Genomic DNA, 23,131 nt, shown 5'->3' on the forward strand with positions numbered 1-23,131 from the left:
CGGCTGAACTTGAGGAAAAAAGTGCCCTGTTTTGCTCATTGAATTCATCAGGCTTGCGACAACGGGCCGGGCGCAGGTCTACATCCACCTCCCCTAGCAACCGCTTCGACGTCCATGGCGCGAGTGGGGACCAGCGACGATCAGGCCTTGGCAGGCAGGCTCAGGCGGGCGACAGCCTCGACGTGCATCGAGTGCGGGAACATGTCCACCGGCTGCACCTCGTCCAACACGAAGCCCTGCTTGACCAGCCAGGCGAGATCACGGGCCAGGGTCTGCGGGTTGCAGGAGACATAGACCAGCCGGCGCGGCGCCATGGCCACCAGGGTCTGTAGTACGGCCTTGTCACAGCCCTTGCGCGGCGGATCCATCACCACCACATCGGCGCTCACCCCTTCGGCGTGCAGGGCTGGCATCAGCTGCTCCGCCTTGCCGACGTGGAACTCGGTCTGCTCGATGCCGTTGAGGGCCGCGTTGCGGCGGGCGTCGCTGATGGCGCTCTCCACCGACTCGATCCCCACCACCTTGGCGGCCTTGCCCGCCAGGAACAGGGAGATGGTGCCGATACCGCAATAGATGTCGAACACCGTCTCGTTGCCGGTCAGCTCGCAATACTCCAGCGCCTTGGAGTAGAGCACGTCGGTCTGGCTCGGGTTGTTCTGGAAGAAGGAGAGCGGCGAGATCTCGAATTCGAGCTCGTGGATCTTGTCGCGGATCACCCCGCTGCCCAGCAGCACCCGGTTGTGGTCCCCCAGAATGCGGTTGGTGCGCGCCTCGTTGATATTCTGTACCAGAGTCGTGACCGGCAGATCCTGCAGGGCGGCCAGCAACTCGGCTTCGAACGGCAGCTCCTCGCCCAGGGTCACCAGCACCACCATCAGCTCGCCGCTCTTGAAGCCCTTGCGGGTCATCAGGTTGCGCACGCAGCCGGTGTGGGCCACTTCGTCATAAGCCGCGATGTCGTGCTCGCGCATCCAGTTGCGCACCCGGGCGTTCAGCTCCACGTGCAGAGAATCTTGCACCGCGCAGTCATCGGCGGTGATGAGATCGTGGGAGTGCTTGCGGTAGAAGCCGATCTCGGCGCCGGCCTCGCAGCCACGCACCGCGTACTGCGCCTTGTTGCGATAGGCGAACGGCGTCTCCATGCCGAGGATAGGATTGACCACGGCCTCACCCAGCCCAACCTGCTCCAGGGCGCTCTGCACCAGACTCTGCTTGAGCTTGAGCTGGGCCGGATAGGCCAGCGGGCGCACCTGGCAACCGCCGCACTCTGTGTTGGGGCAGAAGTCGGCAACCCGGTCGGCGGAGGGCTGGAGCAGCTCGGCTACCTTGCCGTGCAGGTAGTTGGGCTTCACCTCGGTCAGTTCGACCAACGCCTGCTCACCCGGCAGCAGACCTTCGACAAACAGGGGGCGGTCGAACAGGCGTCCTTTGCCATCTCCTTTGTCGGTCAGTTCCAGGATCTCGATCTGGTGTTGATGTCCCACTAGCGGCATGAGCGGCTCCAAAAGTACATATATAAGAGGGTGATGAGCCGGCCCGGCCGACCCATCAAGAAAAGGTGGCAGAGTTTAGCGGAGATCCGTCCAAATTGCAGGCATAAAACAGCAACAAGGCAGAGGACATTGCCGCTGCCCACCTTGTCTGCCGAAAAATGCTATCGCCGGCGGCGATCTCGGGGATGCGCTCTATCGGGGGTGATGGCGTCAGAGGCGAGCCGCCCCACCACAGGCTCGGGCATCAGAGTTGGTCCCCGGCAAACGGACATAAAAAAACCGCCGGCATGGCCGGCGGCAATATGGCTGAGTAACAGATGGCGGATTACAGGCTATAGGCCTTCTCGCCGTGGGTGGTGACATCCAGCCCTTCCCGCTCAGCATCCTCTTTCACCCGCAGGCCGATCAGCATATCCACCAGCTTGTAGGCCACTACCGAGATGATGCCGGACCAGAGGATGGTCACCCCTACCCCGATGGCCTGGATTTTGACCTGATCCAGGATGGAGTAGCCCTCCGCCACCTGGTTGGTGACATAGTCCCACACCCCGGTGCCGCCCAGATCCGGGCTGGCGAACACCCCGGTCAGCAGGGCGCCGAGAATGCCGCATACCCCGTGCACACCGAACACGTCCAGACTGTCATCGGCACCCAGCAGACGCTTGAGACCGTGAACCCCCCACAACCCCGCGACACCGCTGATGAGGCCCATTACCAGACCACCACCGACACCGACGAAACCGGCCGCCGGGGTGATCACCACCAGCCCGGAGACAGCGCCGGAAGCCGCGCCCAGCAGCGAAGGACGGCCTTTCATCACCCACTCGGCCAAGGTCCAGGAGAGGGCAGCCGCCGCCGGGGCCACCCAGGTATTGATGAAGGCCAGTGCCGCCGTGCCGTTGGCTTCCAGCGCGGAGCCGGCGTTGAAACCGAACCAGCCGAACCAGAGCAGAGAGGCCCCGATCATGGTCATGGTGAGGCTGTGCGGGGTCATGGGGTCACGACCATAGCCTAGGCGCTTGCCCACCAGATAGGCGCCGACCAGACCGGCCACCGCCGCATTGATGTGCACCACTGTGCCGCCGGCAAAATCCAGCGCGCCGTGCTGGAACAGATAACCGGCAGTCGCCGTGGCCGCTGCCGCGGCATCGGCCGTGGTATAGGCATCCGGACCTGCCCAGTACCACACCATGTGGGCCAGCGGGATATAGGCGAAGGTGAACCAGATCACCGAGAACAGCAGCACGGCGGCAAACTTGATGCGTTCGGCAAAGGCCCCCACGATCAGGCCGCAGGTGATGGCGGCAAAGGCCCCCTGGAACACCACATAGATGAACTCGCTGATCCCTACCCCCTTGCTGAAGGTGGCGGCGATGGAGTCGGGGGTCACCCCCTTGAGCAGCGCCTTGCTGAAGGAGCCATAGACGCTGTTGCCTTCGGTAAAGGCCAGCGAATAACCGTAGATCACCCACAGCACGCAGATGAGCGAGAACAGGGTGAATACCTGCATCAGCACGCTCAGCATGTTCTTGGTGCGCACCAGGCCGCCATAAAACAGGGCCAGGCCCGGAATGGACATCAGGATCACCAGGGCTGCCGACAGCAGCATCCAGGTATTGTCCCCCTTGTTGATGGTCACCACCGCAGGTGCGGTCACCACCTCTTCGGCCCAGCTGGGGGCGGCCAGCAGGGCAATCAGCGCCAACAGGCCAGTCATCACGAGTCTCTTGAGCATACAGCCATCTCCTTCCCTGTCGTCCCGGCTCCAGACCGGGTCCATTTCCTGATATGAACATCGACACCGATGATTCACGTACATTTCCATTCGGTACACACTGGTTGCCGCTCCCGGTCAGATTCCCTCTATGGAGCGGCATCATGGCGACATAACTGCTTAAAAGCACAAAGCGGGCCAACTTAATAAGTTATTTAAAATCATAAGGTTATTCTTATTGCAGAGAGAGTGCGCACCAGATTGGCGCATGGGACGCGCTAACATGAGCGAATGCGCACTTCTGCTGTGCAGGCAGAGCAAGCCGCACCTAAATGGAGCAAGACGAGACATGTCATGACCACAGGGGCACCCGGCTTGCCGATATCAGCCAGAGAATAGAAGCGTGACAAGGAAGGGGACAGGCGGAAAAACAAAAGGCCATCATTGCTGATGGCCTTTTGTCATGAATTTGATGGTGCCGGGGTCGGACTCGAACCGACACGGTTATTCACCGGCGGATTTTGAATCCCAAAACTACGGTTTCAGGCAAATCGTACAGGTCGCAAACCCCCATTTCAACTGGTTTTTGGGTGCCTCTGGTTTGTGATGGTTTTAGGCGAGTTGCACGAAATTGCACGAAGAAAGGCATTAAACCAGTTGGATTGATGGGTGATACCCTAGAGCGGCGTTACCGACATTAACCTCAGGCTAATTACAAATGAAAAAGGTTATCTGGTTTACCGTTGCAGTGGCCCTAGGTCTTGGACTTACTGTGGCGTACAAGAAGCACACTGAGAAAGAAAAGGCTAAAGAGGCCGCACTGATAGAACTAGCAACGGACCTTTGTAACCACATAGATACCAAGTTCATCAGGTCTCTACGTGAGTCTAAGAAAGCTGGTTTTGAAGCCTTTACGGTAGCGAGCAACATCAAACGGGAAGTACGGAAAACCGAGGCAGACGGTCGCCTAGGAGCCGAGGCGGAAGTAATGATTAACACCGCAGTTAACGCGGTTTATCGCGCCAAAGAAACTGAAACTGTTGAGCGCACACAGAACATCGCCCGCTATATCTGTACGGCAGAATTAACCAAACTCTACACAAAGAAAACCCCTCAATGAGGGGTTTATGCAAGTCTCGGAAGACCCAAGGTTTTGCGCATTCACTTGCTCGCCACGTATTCGAACTGTGGGGCCGCAATAAGCAATTGACTGATTTCACCAAACCGGATCTGGTTGTCGTAGATAACCTCCGTGACCTCACAACACTCACACCACTGTAGATGCTGCTCTTCTAGTCCAGGTAGGTAATGGCCTTCCTCGCCAAGCCGTTTCAACTCTTCCACTGGCAGCTTCAATACGTCTTCTAGGTCGCGCATCCGTTGTTCAAAAGCTAGGGCTAGCCCGTTTTGTGTTTTATCCGCCAGTTTCAGAATCTGCATCAGTGCACTGGCCTGTTCGTCGTTCAAAGTGATAGTTTTCATGTTGTGTCTCTCCTAGTTGATTCAAAACCGGGCCGGTAGGCCCGGGAAATGGTTTACTCGCTTGCGTTCTGCTCCGCTTGGGTCTTTGGCTCCGGTTGTGGTGCTAGTGCAGCTTCGTCGAATCGGGAGGCTAAAGCCTGCTCATCCACGTTCATTCCGATTTCGCGGATGGTGCGGTCTACGACATTCGAGAGGCTCGAATAGGCGCTAAAATCGCGCTCATTTGCGGCGGCCTCGGCCAACAAGTCTGGGTAGTGGTTGAGAGCCGCAGCCGTTGCCACGTCAGCAGACAGGCCGGACAACGCCTGTGGGACACGGGCCATTGCAACGGCGATTTCCCCGCTATCAGCTATCGCGCTGCGAAACTGCTCGGCAGTTAAACCCGCAGCCTTGAGACCGGCAACAATCTGAACCGCATCGGCGAGGCTGACGGAGTTCAGCACCTTGGCAACTTTGGCCTCGTGCGCGTCAGTACGGGCCAGCAATTCATTGCCGAACTTGTCCAAATCGGCCTTGATGGCTTTGCCGTGTTGCTCTTGTAGTTGCTTATAAAGTGGGGCTTTCTCGCTACGGCTTCGGGTCTTATCGGCGTTCAGGCCGTTGAAAGCATCGATTGCCTGGTTGACTCTCAGGGCCACACGATGATGCCCAACAGCCCCGTTGGGGGATGTCTGGAATCCGCGAATCAGGGTGTCAGTGAATTTAGAAAGTGCCATTTTTTGAATCCTCTAGGTGGTTAGTTGCTGTTTCCAGCGGGGGTATCCACACTTGAGCGGTGAGCTGACAACGAGGAACGTCATTGCGTGCCTTCTTGTTGGAAATTGATACACCGAGCATCCACAGCAATCAGAATGATGTTTCGGCCTGCCGCTTGGCGGGCGCTTGCTTGCTCATATTCGGCTGCGCTGCTGGCGAATATCGCCACCTCGCTGCCCTGAACCACACAGGAGCCTCTCCGGTGGTCGTTACTGCGCACGACTACCACCCGGTGGTATTCGATAACAGTGGGCATCTGGACGCTTTCAAGGCTCTCCAGGCGAGCAAGTCGGGCCATCAATGCTTTGGCCATATCACCCTTCCATTAAGAGGAAGTGAGGGCGCAGCGCCGCAACTGTGGCCCGGTACTCGTCGCGGGTGGCAGCGAACACCAACAGCTCAGCTATTGGCCCCCCTAGTGGGACATGCTCACTCGTCCCGTTGCGCGGGTCGCTCTGCTCAACCGTGACGTGTGTGACGAACCGATAACCAGCCAGCTCATGCGGCGCAAAGGCTCGTTCAAGTCGCTTTAGGCGGGCATGTCTACTGGTCACGGCTGGCCTCCAGTGCAGCGAGACGGGCTTCAAACTCTCCCAGCTCTTTGATTTTCATTTGGATGAGTTCGGCGTCCAGCGACCCGACCGGCGTTACGGCGCGCAGCGTGGGGATTACTCGGTCAAGTACCATTCGGACGGCCTGGGTATCGCCCTCGGCTACCAGTGCGGCCAATTTTGCCAAGGCGTCAGCGGTCAACTCTTCTGGGATCTGATTACGCTTACCCTTCGCCCCTTTTGGCCGCCCTGCTGGGTTACCGCTTTCACCTTTGCGAAACCGACCTTTTACTACAATTCTATTATTCATACGAGTCCCCAAATATTTCTGATAGTAGATGCCAGCATCAAGGGCAACTGCTTTTGTCCTGTAATTGAGCTGTTATTTACAGATAACGGATTGATAATCCCTCAGGAACAGCGACACACGGCGGCTTGCGCGTTCCACTGGGTGATATTGAGTGCAAAACCGCTATTTCATCGTGACCGACCGACCTGATTCCCTATATGCCCGGCCCCGGTCGGTCGCCTATTAGTGGCGCTACAACTCTATTACCCACATTCTCCCATGGGGGCCTTTTGTTGGACCGACCGGGCCGGTGCATATAGGGGGTCGGCCCGGTCGGTCATGGCCCCAATGTGGCTACTCATCACCTGGGCGCGTGATTTCACCATCAGCCACAACAATAAGACCCTCGCGTTCCAGCTTGCCGAGCCATTCTTTGCCTCTACGCCGATCCCATGTGCCGTTCGCTTTCATCGTTGTAATTACGGCATCCCATACCGCCACACCATCAGATTCGAGCCACACGGCGCTTATGGCCTCATACATAGCCTGATGGTTGGCGGATAGTGCTGGCTCTGCCAACTCTTCTTCATCGATGGGCTCTCTACCATTGGCGGAGACCACAAGACTGGTAACATCCTCTCCGTCATCATCGGTGTATAGAAAACGGTCGTTGAGGTCGTAGGCCCGGCTCTCTGCCTCCTCGGCGTCCTTCTGCTTGGTGCAGGTCAGCACCAATGCTTTTGCGCCCACGGTCTCGCGCTTAACCAGAAACTCGGCATCAAGAGCGGCCCGGAAGCTAGAACTACCACGAGCCCCCTTCGTCTCATCCTTGCCCGAGTGGTGCACAACCAGTACGGTCGCCCCAGTAGCCGCTTTGACTGCATCGCAACCCGCAATGAATGCCCCCATGTCGCTGGCTTTGTTCTCGTCAGCACCGCCAAAGCACCGCGCCAGGGTGTCGATGACGATCAGCGCTACCGGCAGCCCTGTTGCTTGCTTAACATGCTCCGCAGCTAGCCGGAGTTGCTCGACCTGCAATGGGGCGGCCACAAACACGGGCTGATTGACGCAACAGAGATTGGCGGCGTCCTCACCATGTGTGTTCTCCCATGCCTTGATCCGGCGAGGTACACCGGTTCCACCTTCCCCCACTACATAGATGACCGCGCCCTTCTCCACCCGTCGCCCATCCCAGCTTTTACCCGTGGCAATGTGGCAGGCCCAAGAGATAGCGAGGAATGATTTATAGCTACCTGAGGGGCCATAAATGGAGCTGGTGCATTCGGCAGGCAACAACCCCTTAATCAGGTATTGGCTCGAACGGTCGAACCCTAGGGAGCCAAAAGACAGCGGCAGGGTTAGCTTTCGGGGGACCTCATCGGCAAGGTCATCATCTCCAGCAACTTGCCCGCCGTGACTTGGCAGGTCATGTGCAGCGACTCCCGCCCAATGGATTAGACTCCCCATGGTGATTGCACCGGGTTTTTTCCCAAAAGAATCCCAGCGTTTACGGTTGTTGTCGTAGTCATAGCTCCCAGGGAATTGGGCGCTCCACTCGTCGAATAGCTCCCAAGCCTCCTCACTGCCACCACTCGCGTGGTGAACAGCCATCCCCACGTGCTCCCAGCGGGCGGTATCTGGGAGGCGATAGAGACAATATTTGATGTCATCCAGCGGAGTACCGCCGGTGCTGGTTTCAACTCGTTCGGGGCGAGCCTCTTGCCCTTGGCGCTTACATAAGGGGGTTGTGTCGAGACGGGGACCACGGGTTATCCGCTCAATGGCGGCGTGGCCAATTGGCTCGCCTTTAGCGTCCTTATAGCCGCGCCCTGATGCGATATAACCGCGACCAGCAGAGCGGATATCAACGCCCGGCCATACATCGACCGTATTGGGGATGTTGGCATCGTGCGGGACTGTAAAGGCGTAGTGTGTGCCACCGCTGCGTGTGGTCTGCAAGTGTGCGGCATCCAGCGCCTCTAGGGAAATTCCGAGATTGTCAGCCAGCGCCTCTTTGCTGATGGCGTCTTGCTTATAGGAATCGTGGTCGATGACAACGACACCGGCAGGCACAGGGACGCCAAACATACGGGCATCGCTCGCCCCCTCGATATGGGCCTTCCAATTCCCCACCCGTGGCGACTTGTCACGGTTCACGGGGAAGCATCGGTCGGCTAAAGTAATAGCGTCTTCATGCATCAACAATTATCCTTTCGTTGGGTTGTTGGCCGCCTCGCTCGCCAAAGTTACGGCGGCCAACTTCTGGAGCCCTCGGGTACTTACTCGGGGGCTTTTTTCACCTTTTGCACTGCGTTTCGCACACACAGCCAAGGCAAACCCGTATTTACTAGGTTTCCTGTAGGATTAAGCATCCCTTGCCTGCTGTTCCGGCAGTTGTCCAGCCAGCCACAAACCAAACAAACGATGGTTTATGTATTGAGTTCGTCCGACCATCCGGGCGCAACGATCCAGGCCGGGCTTGTCCTCTTTTCTCCAGAACATCACCTTGATCTGCTGGTAGGTGAATTTCGGGAACTGTTGGGACAGTTCACGCATTGGCAACCAGTTGTTAAGGTCTGAACTGAGAGCTACTAATTCATGGTTTCCCATAATTGCTTTTCCTCTTTCTTGTGGTCTCGGACTGCGGTTTCGGTTTTGCTCGGGTCGAACACACTCTCGCAGAATGAGCAGACCGGAGCATCAAGGTGAGGGGGACATGAATTGCCCAACATTTGACCAGTCATTCCTTGGTGCCCTCGCGCTCCTTGGGGTTGAACAAGGTGCCATCCTTATCCAGCTCCCATCCTTGCGAGAGCAAGTGCTCATAAAAACAAAGATGTGACTCGCTTATATTCGCGAACCATTCAAGCTCTGGGGTGTATGGGTGTAGTGTTTCGCCCATGATGATTACCCCGCGTTCCTCCTTGGTCTGAGTCCTGATCGCCTCACTGAAACGGGACTTCTTCAGCTTCGCCTTGGCTCGCTTTACTGGTGTTTTTGTGTCGGACGTGATGCGCACACCGGCATCGAGCGCCGCCACCTTGTTTGATGTCCCATCTTGAAGTGACTTGATGATCTTCACGTCCATCTTGGAAAGCCCACTTACTGGTCTTGCCATTTGTTGTTCTCCAGGTATGCGAAAATAGCGGCTCGCCACAGGATGGCGGCCTCTTGTTGAAATCCTGCTCGATAAGCAATGACGGCGGCCCTTGCTGCTTGCTGGGCTGCTGATTTGGCGGGTATGATCTGAGTGTTCATGATCGATGCTTCCTCATCGGTTGTGTCCCATAGCCCTCGAACTGTTCCACCAGTTGCGGGGGCTTCTTCTTTTCAGTCCTGGTAATCAGTCAGGGCTGTAAACCTTCGCCAGTCGGCGGCATTCCATGTGGGCCTAAGCTCTCTGGCTTGCTTCATGGTGATAGCCTCTGCTCCGGTACTCTCGCACCACTGCTCACGCTCACGCTTCGACTTGTGCGCCGATAGGGCCCCATTTTTCGGGTCATGGCTCAGATATGTCATAACGCAATGGCTCCGAACACGCGATCGGTTAACGATTGCTTGTGACCATTACACAAATGGCTGTAACGCTGGGTCATGGTGATCGACTTGTGCCCCAATACCTGGGCAATCTCCAGCAAGCTAGCCCCACTCTTGGCTAATAGGCTCGCACATGTGTGCCGCAGGTCATGGAAATGGAAGTCGGTGATTCCGGCCTCGGCACGGCAGGCTTGCCAGAACGAGTCAAAATGCTCAAAGGGGGCGTTTAACTTGCTAGGGTGGGGGAATAGATAGGAATTGCCCACTTGCCGGAACTTCATCATCTCTTGGACAAGGGCCGGGGGAAGGGTCAGCACTCGCTGGGTGCCGTTTTTGGTGTGGTGCAGGTGTGCGGTTCTGGCCTTGAGATCAACATCTGACCATTGCAGGCCGATAAGTTCACTACGGCGGGCGCCGGTGAAGATAGCCATTGAGATAAGCAGGTGCAGCCGTTCCCATTTGCTGGCCTTAGCTGCTGCCAGTAGCCGTGGCAACTCTGCATCGCTCAGGAAGCGGGTTCGGGCATTGTCTTCTGTCTGCTGGCGAACTTCACGGGCGGGGTTGTGCTTAGTGTCGTGCTTGTCGTTAAACCAAACAAAGACGCTAGACAACGCGCTCCGGTAACGGTTCTGGGTGCTGGGTTGCTTCCCCTCGGCTTGCAGATCGTTAAGGGCGGCCTTTACTTGTTGGCGGGTAACTCTGCCCACTGGCTTGGAGCCAAGGCGGTCAGCCCACCACGTAAGGCGCTGGATAATGCTTGAGTCTCGGCCATTGTACTGGTCGAGGTAATCGCGGATTGCTTGGGATAGGGTTGTGGTCGTTAGTGTGACGTTCGTCAGCGCATCGGCCAGATCATCGGATACGGTAATCTGAGCCAAAAAGGCTTCTGCGTCTTTTTTACGAGGGAATGTTTGGCCTACACGGCGACCGTTTCGCATGAATTGCACGCGATAGCTGGTGCCACGTTTGCCTGATATTTTTTGAACGTTTGCCATTGGTTAAAACCTCTTGCACGCATTTGCACGTTATTGAGAGTTTCAACCGCAGTTGTTCCGAGAAAGGACAGCGCCTAAACGCCGTATCTTGTTGACCAGACAAGAGTTTTAATGGTGCCCGGGGTCGGACTCGAACCGACACGTATTGCTACGGCGGATTTTGAATCCGCTGCGTCTACCGATTTCGCCACCCGGGCAACTGCGAGGGATTATACGAATGGCGCTTGGGCATGCAAGGTGTTTTTCTTGTGCTCACAGTCGTTTGCTCATTTATTCAACGCCTTGCCGAGGCAAGGTCAGTTACATAGAATGCCCGCATCATATTAATGGAATAAGAACGATGGCCAAGCGTAAACCCGTCCAACCGACCACTCCCCCTCCTCCCACCCAGCGCCACCCCTCCGCCGGTCTGCTGCGCCGGCTCGGTGCCCTGATCTATGACTATCTGGTGGTCATCTCATTGCTGATCATCGCCGGCTTTATCGGGATGGGGGTGGCCCATCTGCTACTGGCAACCGGCATGGCAAGCGTCCCCGAGGGCAAGGACACCTCCTGGCTGCTGACCAGTCCCGTCTACAGTGCCTGGCTCGCTCTCGTCATCTGCGGTTTCTACACCTGGTTCTGGACCCGCGCCGGCCAGACCATCGGCATGCGGGCCTGGCGTCTGCGCATCCAGAATGCCGATGGCAGCAACATCCGCATCACCCAGGCGCTGATCCGGCTGGCAACGGCGGCCTTTGGCCTCGGCAACCTGCTCTGCCTGTTCAACCGCAAGTCACCTCGCGCATTTCAGGACATCTGGTCCGAGTGCGAAGTGATCGTGCTGGGCAAACAGGAGAATCTGGAACAGCTCAATCGCTGATCCCAAAAGGCGGCAACGAAAAAGGGCACCCCAGGGTGCCCTTTTTGCTGGTCGACGCGCTTGCTGCTTGCGGCTCAGGATATAGAAGGAGATGCCGCCGAACAGCAGTGCAGCAGTGCAGCAGTGCAGCAGGCGCGATGTTAGCCTTTTGTCTGCAGCGCCACCGCCCTAACCGCCCATCAGGCCGCTACTGCTTGCGACTCAGGATATAGAAGGAGATGCCGCCAAACAGCAGGCTGGGCGCGATGGCCGCCAGGATCGGTGGCACCGCGTACACCAGGCTGATGGGGCCGAACACCCGATCGCTGACGTAGACGGCGAAGCCCGTCATGATCCCCATCAGCATCCGCGCGCCCATGCTGACCGAGCGCAGCGGGCCGAAGATGAAGGAGGAGGCCAACAGGATCATCGCCACCACCGAGAGCGGTGACAGCAGCTTGCGCCACATCTCCAGCTTGTAGCGCCCGGCATCCTGCTTGTTGGCATCCAGATAGCCGATGTAATCCAGCAGTCCCGCCACCGGCAGGTTTTCGGGATCGACGCTCACCACCCCGAGCTGTTTGGGGGTGAGCTCGGAGCTCCACTCCATCTGGGGCTGGGTCTCGCTCAGGATCTGTTTGGGATCGTCAAAACGGGTCACCTGCACCTGCTTGAGCAGCCAGTGATGCTGCTCGAACACCCCTTCCTGCGCCTGCAGGATATCGATCAGCTTGCGCTCCGGGGTGAAACGGTAAAGGGTGATGCCGGTCAGCGCACCATCGTTGCGCACCCCGTTGATGTTGACGAAGTTATTGCCATCGCGCGCCCACACCCCGTAAGCCGACACGGTCAACCGCCCTTCCGACAGGGCCCCCGCCTTGATGTCATCCGCCATCCGCTTGGCGATGGGCGCCACGTACTCCCCCATCAGCCCCACCAGGATCATCAGCGGGATGGCGGTCTTGAGCGCCGCCATCACGATACTGATCTTGGAGCGGCCCGCCGCCTGCATCACCACCAGCTCCGAGCTGGTCGCCAGCTGGCCCAGACCGATGAGGCCGCCCAGCAGGGCCGCCAGCGGGAAGAAGAGCACCGCCTCTTTCGGCATGGAGAGCAGCACATAGTAGAGGGCGCTGAGCATGTCGTAGTTGCCTTCCCCTACCGACTTCAGCTGCTCCACGTACTTTATGAGCGCCGCAAGGCCCACCAGCGTGATCTCACACAGCAGGACCGACATGAAAATGATCCGGCCGATATATCTATCGAGAATGCCAAACATCAGCAGAAACTCCCCGGTTGCAGCATCATGCTGATTTTTCCCTCAAATACAGACGTATGGAGCGGGGGCGACAGCAAAATGACCCGGTCGCCATGTCTATCGAGAATGCCAAACATCAGTAGAGACTCCCAGATGGCAACATCATGCCGATTTTCTCTTGAAATAGAGGGTCTTGACCCCGTTCCACCAGCTGGTGCCCTGCAGGTTGAGCGGCAACCCGATCAGCAGCAGATAGACCAGCGGCACCAGGAACATGCCGGGCCAGTGCGGCAGCCGGCCGCTGTCGATGGCTGAACGGGCGGCACTGAGCAGCAGGAAGTAGGAGAGGTAGAGCAGGATGGCCGGCAACAGCTTGGCATAGCGGCCCTGACGGGGGTTGACCCGCGCCAGTGGCACCACCAGGAAGGTCAGCACCAGAATGGAGAGCGGCAGTGACAGGCGCCACTGCAGTTCGGCCATCAGCTGGTTGTCCTGGGTGCCCAGCAGCTCCATGGTCGGCTTGGCCGCCGCCTTGCGGTTGGAGCGCTCCATCTCCTGCTGGCGGATCACCAAGCTGTACTCGTCGAATTCGGAGATCTGGAACTGGCGCGTATTGAAGTGCCCCTCGTAGCGGGAGCCATCCTTCAGGGTCAGCCACTGCAGGCCGTTGCTGTCGACCGTGACCACTCCTTCGGTCGCCACCACCACCGACGGCGGCTTGCCATCCTGGGAGCGCTGCAACACGAAGATCTTCTGCAGTTTGGAGCCCTTGTCGTTGAGATCCTGGATGTAGGCCACCAGGCGCCCCTTGTCGAGCTCCATGAAGCGGCCGGCCTGCAAGAAGGAGATCCCCGGATCGGCCTTGAACTCGTCGATCACCTGATACTCGCGCTCCTTCGCCTGCGGGGCAATCCAGCCAGTATTGAAGGCGGCGACGGCCGCCGTCAGCAGGGCCAGTACCATGGCGCTGCGCATCACGAAACGGTGGCTGAAGCCCACCGCATGCATCACCGTCATCTCGCTTTCGGCGTAGAGGCGCCCGTGAGCGAACAAGATGGCCAAAAACAGGCTGATGGGCAGCATCAACAGGGCCATGTTCGGCAGGTTGAGCAGCAGCAGGGTGGAGACCAGGCGCGTCGGCACCTCACCATCGGCGGCATCGCCGATGATCTGGATGAATTGCTGGCTGACGAAGATGAGCAGCAGCACGAATAATACCGCCAGCTGGGTTTTCAGGGTTTCCCTGAACAAATATCGGAAAACGATCACAGTCATTCCCAAGTAAACTTGTGTTTTTAGTCGAATGCCTGAAAAATAGGGCCGTATATTGGATTTTTACCAGTTTGAACTGCGGGGCCAGTGCCTGTTCGCTCCGCCTCTGATACCCCAACAAGCACCGCATTATTCAATAAAAGGTGCCTTTTGTCTTTAGGATGTAGGAGATTCCATGGAGTTCAGTGTAAAGAGTGGCAGTCCTGAGAAGCAACGCAGTGCCTGCGTCGTGGTCGGCGTATTCGAGCCGCGTCGCCTCTCTCCGGTTGCCGAACAGCTGGACAAGATCAGCGATGGCTACATCAGCTCGCTGCTGCGCCGTGGCGACCTGGAAGGGAAACCAGGCCAGATGCTGTTGCTGCATCAAGTACCGGGCGTGCTCAGCGAGCGCGTGCTGCTGGTCGGTTGCGGCAAGGAGCGGGAACTCGACGAACGCCAGTACAAGCAGATCATCAACAAGACCATCACCACCCTCAACGAAACCGGCTCCATGGAAGCGGTCTGCTTCCTGACCGAGCTGCACGTCAAGGGACGGGATACCTATTGGAAGGTGCGCCAGGCGGTGGAAACCACCAAGGCGGGCCTCTACAGTTTCGACCAGTTCAAGACCAACAAGGCCGAGCCGCGCCGTCCGCTGCGCAAGCTGGTGTTCAACGTGCCGACGCGTCGGGAACTGACCATTGGTGAAAAAGCCATCGCCCACGGCCTGGCCGTGGCTAAAGGGGTGCGCGTCTGTCGCGACGTGGCCAACATGCCGCCCAATGTCTGCAATCCGGCCTATCTCGCCTCCCAGGCCCGTCGTCTGGCCGATGCCTTCGACAACATCACCACCAAGGTGATCGGCGAGCAGGAGATGGCCGAGCTCGGCATGAACTCCTACCTGGCGGTGGCGCGCGGCTCCGACAACGAAGCCATGATGGCCATCATCGAGTACAAGGGTCATCCGGATGCCAAGCCCATCGTGCTGGTCGGCAAGGGACTGACCTTCGACTCCGGCGGCATCTCCATCAAGCCGGCCGACGGCATGGACGAGATGAAGTACGACATGGGCGGCGCCGCCTCCGTGCTCGGTACCATGCACGCCCTGGCCCAGCTGCAGCTGCCCATCAACGTCATCGGCGTGCTGGCGGGCTGCGAGAACATGCCGGGTGGCAACGCCTATCGTCCGGGCGACATCCTCACCTCCATGTCCGGCCAGACCATCGAAGTGCTGAACACGGATGCGGAAGGCCGCCTGGTGCTGTGCGATGCGCTGACCTACGTGGATCGCTTTGATCCGGAAACCGTGATCGACGTGGCCACCCTGACTGGTGCCTGCATCATCGCCCTGGGTCACCACACCACGGGCCTCTTGGCCAACCACAACCCGCTGGCCCACGAGCTGCTCAATGCCTCCGAGCAGGCGGGTGATCGCGCCTGGCGTCTGCCGCTGTTCGACGAGTATCAGGAACAGCTGGAGAGTCCGTTCGCCGACATGGCCAACATAGGCGGTCGTCCGGCCGGTACCATCACCGCCGCAGCCTTCCTGTCACGCTTCACCAAGAAGTACAACTGGGCCCACCTGGATATCGCCGGGACTGCCTGGAAGAGTGGCAAGGAGAAGGGCTCCACCGGGCGTCCGGTGCCCTTGCTGACCCAGTTCCTGCTGAACCGGTCAGGGGTGGACATCGAAGAGAAGGAGTAATTTCCGCACCTCGCCCGGCGATGCCATCGGGCGAGCGGAAGTTGCCCTGCACCACAAGGAAGAGGCCCGCCTCTTCCTTGTTTCATTGAGGGTGGGCAGGAATACCCCCTGCCCGTCCTTACCGGCGGTCAATTATCCGTCACCGCAAACGGGATCAACCTGATGAGCCAAGTGACCTTTTACCTGATGAGCGAGCAGGATGACGAACAGGCCTCTGCCGTCGAGCGACTCGCCTGCAGCCTTGCGGCCGAGTCGTGGGGGGCGGGCCACCTCTATCTGTTCTGCGACGATGAGGCTCAGGCCCTGCGCCTCGACGAGCTGTTGTGGCAGCTGCCGCCGGAGCGCTTCGTGCCGCACCAGTTGCAGGGTGAGAGCGGCCAGGCCCCGGTGGAGATCGGCCACCAGCCGCCACGACGGCGCTACGCCCGCCTCATCAATCTGGCCAAACAGACACCTTTGTTTGCAGGACACTTCGCTCAAGTGGTAGATTTTGTCCCCACTGACGAAACGCAAAAGCAGCAAGCCCGCGAGCGCTACAAGCACTATCGCCAGGCAGGCCACGCCCTCGAGATGAGGGATCAGCCCGTCCTTGCCGCACCGGATCCGGCGCAGCCCTGACTGCGCCGCCTGTGATCCACCACGAATCAACACCAGAATCCATCCATCCAGATTACGGCGAGACCATGGAAAAGACTTTTAATCACAACGCCATCGAACAGGCGCTCTACCAGCACTGGGAAGCTCAGGGCTACTTCAAGCCCCACGGCGACACCAGCAAAGACTCCTTCTGCATCATGATCCCGCCGCCGAACGTCACCGGCAGCCTGCACATGGGTCACGCCTTCCAGCAAACCCTGATGGATACCCTGATCCGCTACAACCGCATGCAGGGCAAGAACACCCTGTGGCAGGCGGGTACCGACCACGCTGGTATCGCCACCCAGATGGTGGTTGAGCGCAAGATCGCCGCCGAAGAGGGCAAGACCCGCCACGATTACGGCCGGGAAGCCTTCATCGACAAGATTTGGCAGTGGAAGGAAGAGTCCGGCGGCACCATCACCCGCCAGATGCGCCGTCTGGGCGACTCCGTGGATTGGGAGCGCGAGCGTTTCACCATGGATGAAGGCCTCTCCGCCGCCGTGCAGGAAGTGTTCGTCCGTCTCTACGAAGATGGCCTGATGTACCGCGGCAAGCGCCTGGTGAACTGGGATCCCAAGCTCAATACCGCCATCTCTGATCTGGAAGTGGAAAACCGCGAGATCAAGGGCCACATGTGGCACCTGCGCTACCCGCTGGCCAACGGCGCCAAGACCGCCGAAGGCCAGGATCACCTGATCGTCGCCACCACCCGTCCGGAAACCATGCTGGGTGATACCGCCGTCGCGGTGAACCCGGAAGACCCGCGCTACAAGGCGCTGATCGGTCAGCACATTCTGCTGCCGCTGGTGAACCGTCTGATCCCCATCGTCGCCGACGAGCACGCCGACATGGAGAAGGGCACAGGCTGCGTGAAAATCACCCCGGCCCACGACTTCAACGACAACGAAGTGGGCAAGCGCCACAACCTGCCGATGATCAACATCTTCACTCTGGACGCCCACGTGCGCGCCGAGGCCGAAGTGGTTGACTCCAACGGCAACCCCAGCACCGCCTATGACGCCACCCTGCCGACCGAGTTCGCCGGGATGGAGCGCTTTGCCGCCCGCAAGGCCATCGTCGCCAAGCTGGACGAGCTGGGCCTCTTGGCCGAGATCAAGGATCACGTGCTGCAACAGCCTTACGGCGATCGCGGTGGCGTGCCCATCGAGCCGATGCTGACCGACCAGTGGTACGTGCGTGTGGCGCCCATGGCCAAGACCGCCATCGAGGCGGTGGAAGATGGCCGCATCCAGTTCGTGCCGAAGCAGTACGAGAACATGTACTTCTCCTGGATGCGCGACATTCAGGACTGGTGCGTCTCCCGTCAGCTGTGGTGGGGTCACCGCATCCCGGCCTGGTATGACGATGCCGGCAATGTCTACGTGGGTCGCAACGAGGATGAAGTGCGCGCCAAGCACAGCATCCCGTCCGTGACCGTGCTGCGTCAGGACGAAGACGTGCTCGACACCTGGTTCAGCTCCGCCCTGTGGACCTTCTCCACCCTGGGCTGGCCGAATAACACAGAGGCGCTCAAGACCTTCCACCCGACCGACGTGCTGATGAGCGGCTTCGACATCATCTTCTTCTGGATTGCCCGGATGATCATGATGACCATGCACTTCATCAAGGACGAGAACGGCCAGCCGCAAGTGCCGTTCAAGACCGTCTACATCACTGGCCTCATCCGTGACGAAGAAGGCCAGAAGATGTCCAAGTCCAAAGGCAACGTGCTGGATCCCCTCGACATGATCGACGGCATCAGCCTCGAGGACCTGCTGGAGAAGCGCACCGGCAACATGATGCAGCCGCAGATGGCCGAGAAGATCGGCAAGCGTACCGCCAAGCAGTTCCCGGAAGGGATCGAGGCCCACGGTACCGACGCCCTGCGCTTCACCCTGGCGGCGCTGGCCTCTACCGGTCGTGACATCAACTGGGACATGAAGCGCCTGGATGGTTACAACAACTTCTGCAACAAGTTGTGGAACGCCTCCCGCTACGTGCTGATGAACACCGAAGATCAGGATTGTGGCTTCTCTTCGCAAGGGAATGGTGGCGAGATGCAGTTCAGCCTGGCGGATCGCTGGATCCAGTCCCAGCTGCAGGTGGCCATCCGTGACTTCCGTACCGCCCTCGACACCTACCGCTTCGATATCGCGGCTGGCGTGCTGTACGAATTTATCTGGAACCAGTTCTGTGACTGGTATCTGGAGCTGACCAAGCCGGTACTGACCAAGGGTTCCGAGGCCGAGCAGCGCGCTGCCCGCCACACCCTCGTGACCGTGCTGGAAACCCTGCTGCGTCTGGCGCACCCGATCATCCCGTTCATCACCGAGACCATCTGGAAATCGGTCGCCCCGCTGGCTGGCGTGCACGCCGACACCATCATGATACAGGCCTTCCCGGAGTTCGACGCCGCCAAGGTGGACGACGCCGCGATGGCGGATCAGGAGTGGGTGAAGGAGTTCATCGTCAGCATCCGCAACATCCGCTCCGAGATGAACGTAGCGCCGAGCGTCCCGCTCAACGTGCTGCTCCAGTGCGATGCCAAGGATGCCGAGCGTGCAGCCGACAACGAGGCCTTCCTCAAGTCGCTGGCCCGTCTGGAATCCATCCGCGTGCTTGGCGAAGGTGAAGCCGCTCCGCTGTCGGTGAAGAAGCTGATCGGGGCCACCGAGCTGCTGATCCCGATGGCTGGTCTCATCGACAAGGATGCCGAACTGGCCCGTCTGGCCAAAGAGGTAGCCCGTCTGGTGGGCGAGTGCGGCCGCATCGAAGGCAAGCTTGGCAACGAAGCCTTCGTCGCCAAGGCGCCGGAAGCGGTCATCGCCAAGGAGCGCGAGAAGCTGGAAGATTACCGTCTCCAGCTGACCAAGCTGGAAGCCCAACAGGCCGAGATCGCCGCGCTGTAAGCCTGCATCCGCCTCGCAAAAGCCCCCTCCTGCAGGGGGCTTTTTGTTGCCCGCCCACCACCATTCCCCCTCATTTCGCGCGTTGTCATGCAAAATTAGCGAGCCAAATCACCCGCTTTCACAAGCGCAGCGCCCCCAAATTCATTACACTGCCAGCGATCTTTCTACTAGGAGTGCTGCCGCAGTATGGAAATATTGATCCTGTTTGGATTGATTTTGCTCAATGGCGTTTTCGCCATGTCGGAAATCGCCATCGTCACCGCACGCAAGGCACGCCTCAGCAAGATGGTCAGCGAAGGGAGCCGCTCCGCCGCCATCGCGCTCAAGCTGAGCGAAGATCCCACTCATTTTCTCTCCGCAGTGCAGATCGGCATCACCAGTATCGGTCTGCTCAACGGTATCTACGGCGAATCCCTGCTGGCCCAGCCGCTGGCGCTCTGGCTGCAGGAGTGGGGCATGACCCCCAAGAGCAGCGGCCTCATCGCCACCGTGCTGGTCATCGTAGTGGTCACCTATCTCTCCATCGTCATCGGCGAACTGGTGCCCAAGCGGCTCGGCCAGATCAGTGCCGAGCGCATCGCCTGCCTGGTGGCCCGCCCCATGTTGTGGCTGGCCGCCCTCACCCGTCCCTTCGTATGGCTGCTGTCGGCCTCCACCAAGGCCAGCCTGCGACTGCTGAGAGTCAGCCAGGATGGCAGCGCCAACGTGACCCAGGAGGAGATCCACGCCATGCTGGTGGAGGGTTCGGAAGCGGGGATCATCGAAGATCACGAGCACACTATGTTACGGAATGTGTTCCGGCTCGACGAGCGCAGCCTCTCCTCGCTGATGGTGCCCCGCAGCGACATCCGCTATCTCGACCTCGCCCTGCCGCTGGAGGTCAACCTGCAGCGGCTGGTGGAGTATCGCCACAGCTTCTTCCCGGTCTGCGACGGCAACCTGTCGGAACTGGTGGGCATCATTAACGTCAGCAAGGTGCTGCACGCCTATATCAAGGGTGAGCCCATCGATCTGGCGGCATTGACCCAGGATGGCAGTCTGCTGCCTGAGACCCTCAACGGCCTCGAGCTGCTCAACCACTTCCGCACCCATGCCGAGCACATGGTGCTGGTGGTGGACGAATATGGCGAGTTGCAGGGGCTGGTCACCCAGCAGGATCTGCTGGAGACTCTGGCCGGCGACTTCCAGCAGGAAGATGGCGACGACAACTGGGCTTTTCAGCGTACCGACGGCAGCTGGCTGCTCGACGGCCTCATTCCGCTGCCGGAATTGAAGGACTGCCTGGGACTGGTTCGGCTACCGGAGGAAGAAAAACATCACTATCACACCCTCGGAGGGCTTATCATGCTGCTCCTTGGTCGTGTTCCCCAGACGGGAGACCTGGTCACCCTGGAACAGTGGCAACTGGAAATCGTTGACATGGATGGTTTGCGCATCGACAAGGTGCTTGCCATGCCCTTGCTTGATCAACCCAGCTAACCTGCGGAGTTTGCAACTATGGAACAGTTTTACCAACTGGCCCACGCCTTTATGCATCAGGATCTGGTGACGCTATCCGATCCCAAGATGGCCTTCATGGTCTGCGGTGTGTTATTGACCTTTCTGGTGCTGGAGAACGGCTTCATTCCCACCGCCTTTCTGCCCGGCGACAGCCTGCTGATCCTGACCGGCGTGCTCATCTATCAGGACGTGCTCTCCCTCGGGGTGATCCCGCTGCTGATCCTGGCCACCTTCGTCGGCACCTGGCTCGGCTACATGCAGGGGCGTTTCCTGGGTCATACCCAGCTCTACCACCGGCTGCTGTCCCATGTGGAAGAGAAGCACCAGCAGAAGGTTTACTACCTGCTGGACAAATACGGCATCGTGACCCTGATCACCGCCCGCTACATCGCCTTCGTGCGCACCGCCTACCCCTATATCGTCGGTGCCACCGAACTGCCCCAGGGGCGCTTTCTCATCGTCAATCTGGTCAGCTCCATCATGTGGATCTGCCCGCTGGTCGGTTTCGGCTACTTCCTCAGTCACACCAAGCTGGCGGCCGAGTACCAGTCCCAGTTCCTCAGCATCATTCTCTGCCTGCCGATCGTGCTGCTGGTCGGCGGTTTGATTGCGCTGATCTGGCGCTGGCTGAGCAAACGCAAAGCCAGTGCGCCACGGGATTGAGGCAAAGAGAGAGGGTCATCGCGAGATGGCCCTTTTTTTAGCGAAATAATGGTGATTTACCCGCTGGCACTCTTGTCAAGCGAGGGTAAAAATGAGTGAATCTAGCGCCTTTTTTTCCATGTGAACGGAGTCGGTAGTATGCGGTGTCGGGTTAGCGCTATGGCGCTGGTTTATGCATTGGTTGGACTGCTGGGACTGCCAGCAGCATTGGCTGCCCCCAACCCGGCCAAACTGCAGCTGCAATCGAGCAGCGCACTGGTGATGGATGTCAGAACGGGCAAGACCCTCTACCAGAAGAATCCCACCCAGGTGCGCCCCATCGCCTCCCTCACCAAGCTGATGACGGCGCTGGTAGTGCTGGATACCCGCCAGGATCTCGGCCAGACCCTGACCATCGACCAGAACGACAGGGACGCCATCAAGCACACCTATTCGCGGGTCAGGATGGGTACCCAGGTGACCCGCCGCGATGCCCTGCATCTGGCGTTGATGTCCTCTGAGAACCGCATGGCCTCGGCGCTTGCCCGCCACTACCCGGGGGGCCGTCCCGCCTTCATCCGTGCCATGAACAACAAGGCCAAGCAGCTGGGCATGCGCAACAGCCGCTTCTACGACTCTACCGGCCTGTCGACCCGCAACGTCTCCACCGCCCAGGATCTGGCCAAGCTCATCGCGGCAGCCTATCGCCAGCCGCTGATCCGCGAGTTCACCCAGGACACCAGCAAGGACATGCGCTTTCGCACGCCGGCCTACAGCCTGATGTTCAACAACACCAACCCGCTGGTGAAGAACCCGGACTGGGACGTGCGCCTCTCCAAGACCGGTTATACCGACGAAGCGGGCCGCTGCCTGCTGATGAGGGCCAAGCCGGACAATCAGGAGCTGGCCATAGTGCTGCTCAACTCGGTGGGCAAACGCACCCCCATCGGCGATGCCAACCGCATTCGCAAATGGCTAAAAAGCTGACCCCCAGACTGCGGGGATGAAAAAGGATGCTGCGGCATCCTTTTTTATTGCCTGCAAACCGCCTCTGCCCGCCTCTGAGCGGGTTTATCAGCGGAAAGGGGCGTGGGTTGACCGAGAACCAAGGGATGCGCACAGGGCGTGATAACGTGAAAGTCGGCGCAGTGAGCCGCAGGAGGCAAGGAGAGGCGCCAAGCGCCCGTCATGCAGAGGTGGAAGCCCTTGTCACGGAACTCGGGGTTGCCGTGAGCGCGATCTTAGTAGCGAAGCCACAGAGTTGAAGCAAAGAGGTGAAGAGACGAAGAGACGAAGAGACGAAGAGACGAGCATCAAGCCACCCGGGTCGTATCCCATACCCGGAGCGGCCATATAAAAAAACAGCCCCGACCGAAGTCGAGGCTGTCTGTATGGTGCGCCCGAGAGGATTCGAACCTCTGACCACCTGGTTCGTAGCCAGGTACTCTATCCAGCTGAGCTACGGGCGCTCATCAACTTTTGGTACTGCTTTCAAAATGGTGCGCCCGAGAGGATTCGAACCTCTGACCACCTGGTTCGTAGCCAGGTACTCTATCCAGCTGAGCTACG

21 protein-coding genes and 2 tRNA genes are annotated in these 23,131 nt (G+C 59.0%); 8 read left to right on the forward strand and 15 right to left on the reverse strand.

Annotated elements, in window-relative coordinates; translation table 11 throughout:
* Positions 1–140: 140 nt before the first annotated feature.
* Both rlmD and amt read right to left on the reverse strand, forming a co-directional pair.
* Positions 141–1,493: a 23S rRNA (uracil(1939)-C(5))-methyltransferase RlmD gene (rlmD, locus tag AB5Y98_RS00325; protein WP_368231031.1), complete on the reverse strand. Its 1,353-nt coding sequence runs from the start codon at positions 1,491–1,493 to the stop codon at positions 141–143.
* A 325-nt stretch (positions 1,494–1,818) separates the two neighbouring features.
* The gene (gene amt, locus AB5Y98_RS00330; protein ID WP_017782602.1) at positions 1,819–3,228 is read right to left on the reverse strand and encodes an ammonium transporter; all 1,410 of its coding nucleotides are present in this window, start codon (positions 3,226–3,228) and stop codon (positions 1,819–1,821) included.
* A gap of 697 nt (positions 3,229–3,925) precedes the next feature.
* Between amt and AB5Y98_RS00335 the strand changes: the two genes are divergently transcribed.
* Positions 3,926–4,327 (forward strand): hypothetical protein, encoded by a 402-nt coding sequence (locus AB5Y98_RS00335; RefSeq protein WP_368231033.1) that lies wholly within the window; start codon positions 3,926–3,928, stop codon positions 4,325–4,327.
* Between the two features lie 41 nt (positions 4,328–4,368).
* Here the strand turns inward: AB5Y98_RS00335 and AB5Y98_RS00340 are convergent, their stop codons facing one another.
* The 10 genes from AB5Y98_RS00340 to AB5Y98_RS00385 form a co-directional block, all read right to left on the reverse strand.
* Positions 4,369–4,689 carry a hypothetical protein gene (locus tag AB5Y98_RS00340; RefSeq protein WP_368231035.1) on the reverse strand — a complete coding sequence of 107 codons (321 nt, stop codon included), beginning with the start codon at positions 4,687–4,689 and terminating at the stop codon, positions 4,369–4,371.
* 53 nt (positions 4,690–4,742) lie between these two features.
* Positions 4,743–5,405, reverse strand: a complete 663-nt coding sequence (locus tag AB5Y98_RS00345) for a hypothetical protein (RefSeq protein ID WP_368231037.1) — start codon at positions 5,403–5,405, stop codon at positions 4,743–4,745.
* A gap of 80 nt (positions 5,406–5,485) precedes the next feature.
* Positions 5,486–5,758 carry a hypothetical protein gene (locus AB5Y98_RS00350; protein WP_319883587.1) on the reverse strand — a complete coding sequence of 91 codons (273 nt, stop codon included), beginning with the start codon at positions 5,756–5,758 and terminating at the stop codon, positions 5,486–5,488.
* A 230-nt stretch (positions 5,759–5,988) separates the two neighbouring features.
* A complete protein-coding gene (locus tag AB5Y98_RS00355; RefSeq protein WP_368231039.1) occupies positions 5,989–6,306 on the reverse strand; it encodes a DUF5681 domain-containing protein in 318 nt (105 codons plus the stop codon).
* Between the two features lie 333 nt (positions 6,307–6,639).
* The gene (locus AB5Y98_RS00360; RefSeq protein ID WP_368231041.1) at positions 6,640–8,484 is read right to left on the reverse strand and encodes an AAA family ATPase; all 1,845 of its coding nucleotides are present in this window, start codon (positions 8,482–8,484) and stop codon (positions 6,640–6,642) included.
* 165 nt (positions 8,485–8,649) lie between these two features.
* Positions 8,650–8,895 (reverse strand): hypothetical protein, encoded by a 246-nt coding sequence (locus AB5Y98_RS00365; RefSeq protein ID WP_225159676.1) that lies wholly within the window; start codon positions 8,893–8,895, stop codon positions 8,650–8,652.
* Positions 8,896–9,025: 130 nt separating this feature from the next.
* Complete coding sequence (locus tag AB5Y98_RS00370; protein ID WP_225159674.1) at positions 9,026–9,403, reverse strand: hypothetical protein; 378 nt, start codon at positions 9,401–9,403, stop codon at positions 9,026–9,028.
* Positions 9,388–9,543 carry a hypothetical protein gene (locus AB5Y98_RS00375; protein WP_225159672.1) on the reverse strand — a complete coding sequence of 52 codons (156 nt, stop codon included), beginning with the start codon at positions 9,541–9,543 and terminating at the stop codon, positions 9,388–9,390. Before AB5Y98_RS00375 ends, AB5Y98_RS00370 begins: the two co-directional genes overlap by 16 nt.
* Positions 9,544–9,800: 257 nt before the next feature.
* Positions 9,801–10,817 carry a site-specific integrase gene (locus AB5Y98_RS00380; protein WP_280094361.1) on the reverse strand — a complete coding sequence of 339 codons (1,017 nt, stop codon included), beginning with the start codon at positions 10,815–10,817 and terminating at the stop codon, positions 9,801–9,803.
* Between the two features lie 112 nt (positions 10,818–10,929).
* Positions 10,930–11,014: transfer RNA gene (locus AB5Y98_RS00385), tRNA-Leu, on the reverse strand.
* Positions 11,015–11,157: 143 nt separating this feature from the next.
* Between AB5Y98_RS00385 and AB5Y98_RS00390 the strand changes: the two genes are divergently transcribed.
* Positions 11,158–11,679 (forward strand): RDD family protein, encoded by a 522-nt coding sequence (locus AB5Y98_RS00390; protein WP_368231044.1) that lies wholly within the window; start codon positions 11,158–11,160, stop codon positions 11,677–11,679.
* Between the two features lie 187 nt (positions 11,680–11,866).
* On the opposite strand, the gene lptG is transcribed toward AB5Y98_RS00390, so the two are convergent.
* Positions 11,867–12,937, reverse strand: a complete 1,071-nt coding sequence (lptG, locus tag AB5Y98_RS00395; RefSeq protein WP_010636091.1) for an LPS export ABC transporter permease LptG — start codon at positions 12,935–12,937, stop codon at positions 11,867–11,869.
* 141 nt (positions 12,938–13,078) lie between these two features.
* Positions 13,079–14,191: an LPS export ABC transporter permease LptF gene (gene lptF / locus AB5Y98_RS00400; protein WP_017765325.1), complete on the reverse strand. Its 1,113-nt coding sequence runs from the start codon at positions 14,189–14,191 to the stop codon at positions 13,079–13,081.
* Positions 14,192–14,363: 172 nt separating this feature from the next.
* Between lptF and pepA the strand changes: the two genes are divergently transcribed.
* From pepA to pbpG, 6 genes are all read left to right on the forward strand, one after another.
* The gene (pepA, locus tag AB5Y98_RS00405) at positions 14,364–15,872 is read left to right on the forward strand and encodes a leucyl aminopeptidase (RefSeq protein WP_005305141.1); all 1,509 of its coding nucleotides are present in this window, start codon (positions 14,364–14,366) and stop codon (positions 15,870–15,872) included.
* A gap of 162 nt (positions 15,873–16,034) precedes the next feature.
* Positions 16,035–16,490, forward strand: coding sequence for a DNA polymerase III subunit chi (locus tag AB5Y98_RS00410; protein ID WP_139724927.1), 456 nt, complete (start codon positions 16,035–16,037; stop codon positions 16,488–16,490).
* A 65-nt stretch (positions 16,491–16,555) separates the two neighbouring features.
* Positions 16,556–19,420 (forward strand): valine--tRNA ligase, encoded by a 2,865-nt coding sequence (locus AB5Y98_RS00415; protein ID WP_368231047.1) that lies wholly within the window; start codon positions 16,556–16,558, stop codon positions 19,418–19,420.
* A gap of 186 nt (positions 19,421–19,606) precedes the next feature.
* Positions 19,607–20,899: a hemolysin family protein gene (locus tag AB5Y98_RS00420; RefSeq protein ID WP_010636087.1), complete on the forward strand. Its 1,293-nt coding sequence runs from the start codon at positions 19,607–19,609 to the stop codon at positions 20,897–20,899.
* Positions 20,900–20,917: 18 nt separating this feature from the next.
* Positions 20,918–21,583 (forward strand): DedA family protein, encoded by a 666-nt coding sequence (locus AB5Y98_RS00425; protein ID WP_005305157.1) that lies wholly within the window; start codon positions 20,918–20,920, stop codon positions 21,581–21,583.
* A gap of 138 nt (positions 21,584–21,721) precedes the next feature.
* On the forward strand, positions 21,722–22,549 hold the full coding sequence (gene pbpG / locus AB5Y98_RS00430) for a D-alanyl-D-alanine endopeptidase (protein WP_065018771.1): 828 nt from the start codon (positions 21,722–21,724) through the stop codon (positions 22,547–22,549).
* Positions 22,550–22,954: 405 nt separating this feature from the next.
* On the opposite strand, the gene AB5Y98_RS00435 is transcribed toward pbpG, so the two are convergent.
* Positions 22,955–23,031 (reverse strand) — tRNA-Arg (locus AB5Y98_RS00435).
* Positions 23,032–23,131: the final 100 nt, after the last annotated feature.

Source organism: Aeromonas sp. s3, from assembly GCF_040907805.1.
Taxonomy (GTDB): domain Bacteria; phylum Pseudomonadota; class Gammaproteobacteria; order Enterobacterales; family Aeromonadaceae; genus Aeromonas; species Aeromonas dhakensis.

Coding starts and splice junctions, on each gene's coding strand:
- AB5Y98_RS00370 (WP_225159674.1), bottom strand. CDS start 9,403: ATGGCAAGACCAGTAAGTGGGCTTTCCAAGATGGACGTGAAGATCATC.
- AB5Y98_RS00380 (WP_280094361.1), bottom strand. CDS start 10,817: ATGGCAAACGTTCAAAAAATATCAGGCAAACGTGGCACCAGCTATCGC.
- AB5Y98_RS00350 (WP_319883587.1), bottom strand. CDS start 5,758: ATGGCCAAAGCATTGATGGCCCGACTTGCTCGCCTGGAGAGCCTTGAA.
- AB5Y98_RS00425 (WP_005305157.1), top strand. CDS start 20,918: ATGGAACAGTTTTACCAACTGGCCCACGCCTTTATGCATCAGGATCTG.
- AB5Y98_RS00365 (WP_225159676.1), bottom strand. CDS start 8,895: ATGGGAAACCATGAATTAGTAGCTCTCAGTTCAGACCTTAACAACTGG.
- rlmD (WP_368231031.1), bottom strand. CDS start 1,493: ATGCCGCTAGTGGGACATCAACACCAGATCGAGATCCTGGAACTGACC.
- AB5Y98_RS00390 (WP_368231044.1), top strand. CDS start 11,158: ATGGCCAAGCGTAAACCCGTCCAACCGACCACTCCCCCTCCTCCCACC.
- pepA (WP_005305141.1), top strand. CDS start 14,364: ATGGAGTTCAGTGTAAAGAGTGGCAGTCCTGAGAAGCAACGCAGTGCC.
- AB5Y98_RS00410 (WP_139724927.1), top strand. CDS start 16,035: ATGAGCCAAGTGACCTTTTACCTGATGAGCGAGCAGGATGACGAACAG.
- lptG (WP_010636091.1), bottom strand. CDS start 12,937: ATGTTTGGCATTCTCGATAGATATATCGGCCGGATCATTTTCATGTCG.
- AB5Y98_RS00355 (WP_368231039.1), bottom strand. CDS start 6,306: ATGAATAATAGAATTGTAGTAAAAGGTCGGTTTCGCAAAGGTGAAAGC.
- AB5Y98_RS00340 (WP_368231035.1), bottom strand. CDS start 4,689: ATGAAAACTATCACTTTGAACGACGAACAGGCCAGTGCACTGATGCAG.
- lptF (WP_017765325.1), bottom strand. CDS start 14,191: ATGACTGTGATCGTTTTCCGATATTTGTTCAGGGAAACCCTGAAAACC.
- AB5Y98_RS00420 (WP_010636087.1), top strand. CDS start 19,607: ATGGAAATATTGATCCTGTTTGGATTGATTTTGCTCAATGGCGTTTTC.
- AB5Y98_RS00415 (WP_368231047.1), top strand. CDS start 16,556: ATGGAAAAGACTTTTAATCACAACGCCATCGAACAGGCGCTCTACCAG.
- AB5Y98_RS00345 (WP_368231037.1), bottom strand. CDS start 5,405: ATGGCACTTTCTAAATTCACTGACACCCTGATTCGCGGATTCCAGACA.
- amt (WP_017782602.1), bottom strand. CDS start 3,228: ATGCTCAAGAGACTCGTGATGACTGGCCTGTTGGCGCTGATTGCCCTG.
- AB5Y98_RS00375 (WP_225159672.1), bottom strand. CDS start 9,543: ATGAACACTCAGATCATACCCGCCAAATCAGCAGCCCAGCAAGCAGCA.
- AB5Y98_RS00360 (WP_368231041.1), bottom strand. CDS start 8,484: ATGCATGAAGACGCTATTACTTTAGCCGACCGATGCTTCCCCGTGAAC.
- pbpG (WP_065018771.1), top strand. CDS start 21,722: ATGCGGTGTCGGGTTAGCGCTATGGCGCTGGTTTATGCATTGGTTGGA.
- AB5Y98_RS00335 (WP_368231033.1), top strand. CDS start 3,926: ATGAAAAAGGTTATCTGGTTTACCGTTGCAGTGGCCCTAGGTCTTGGA.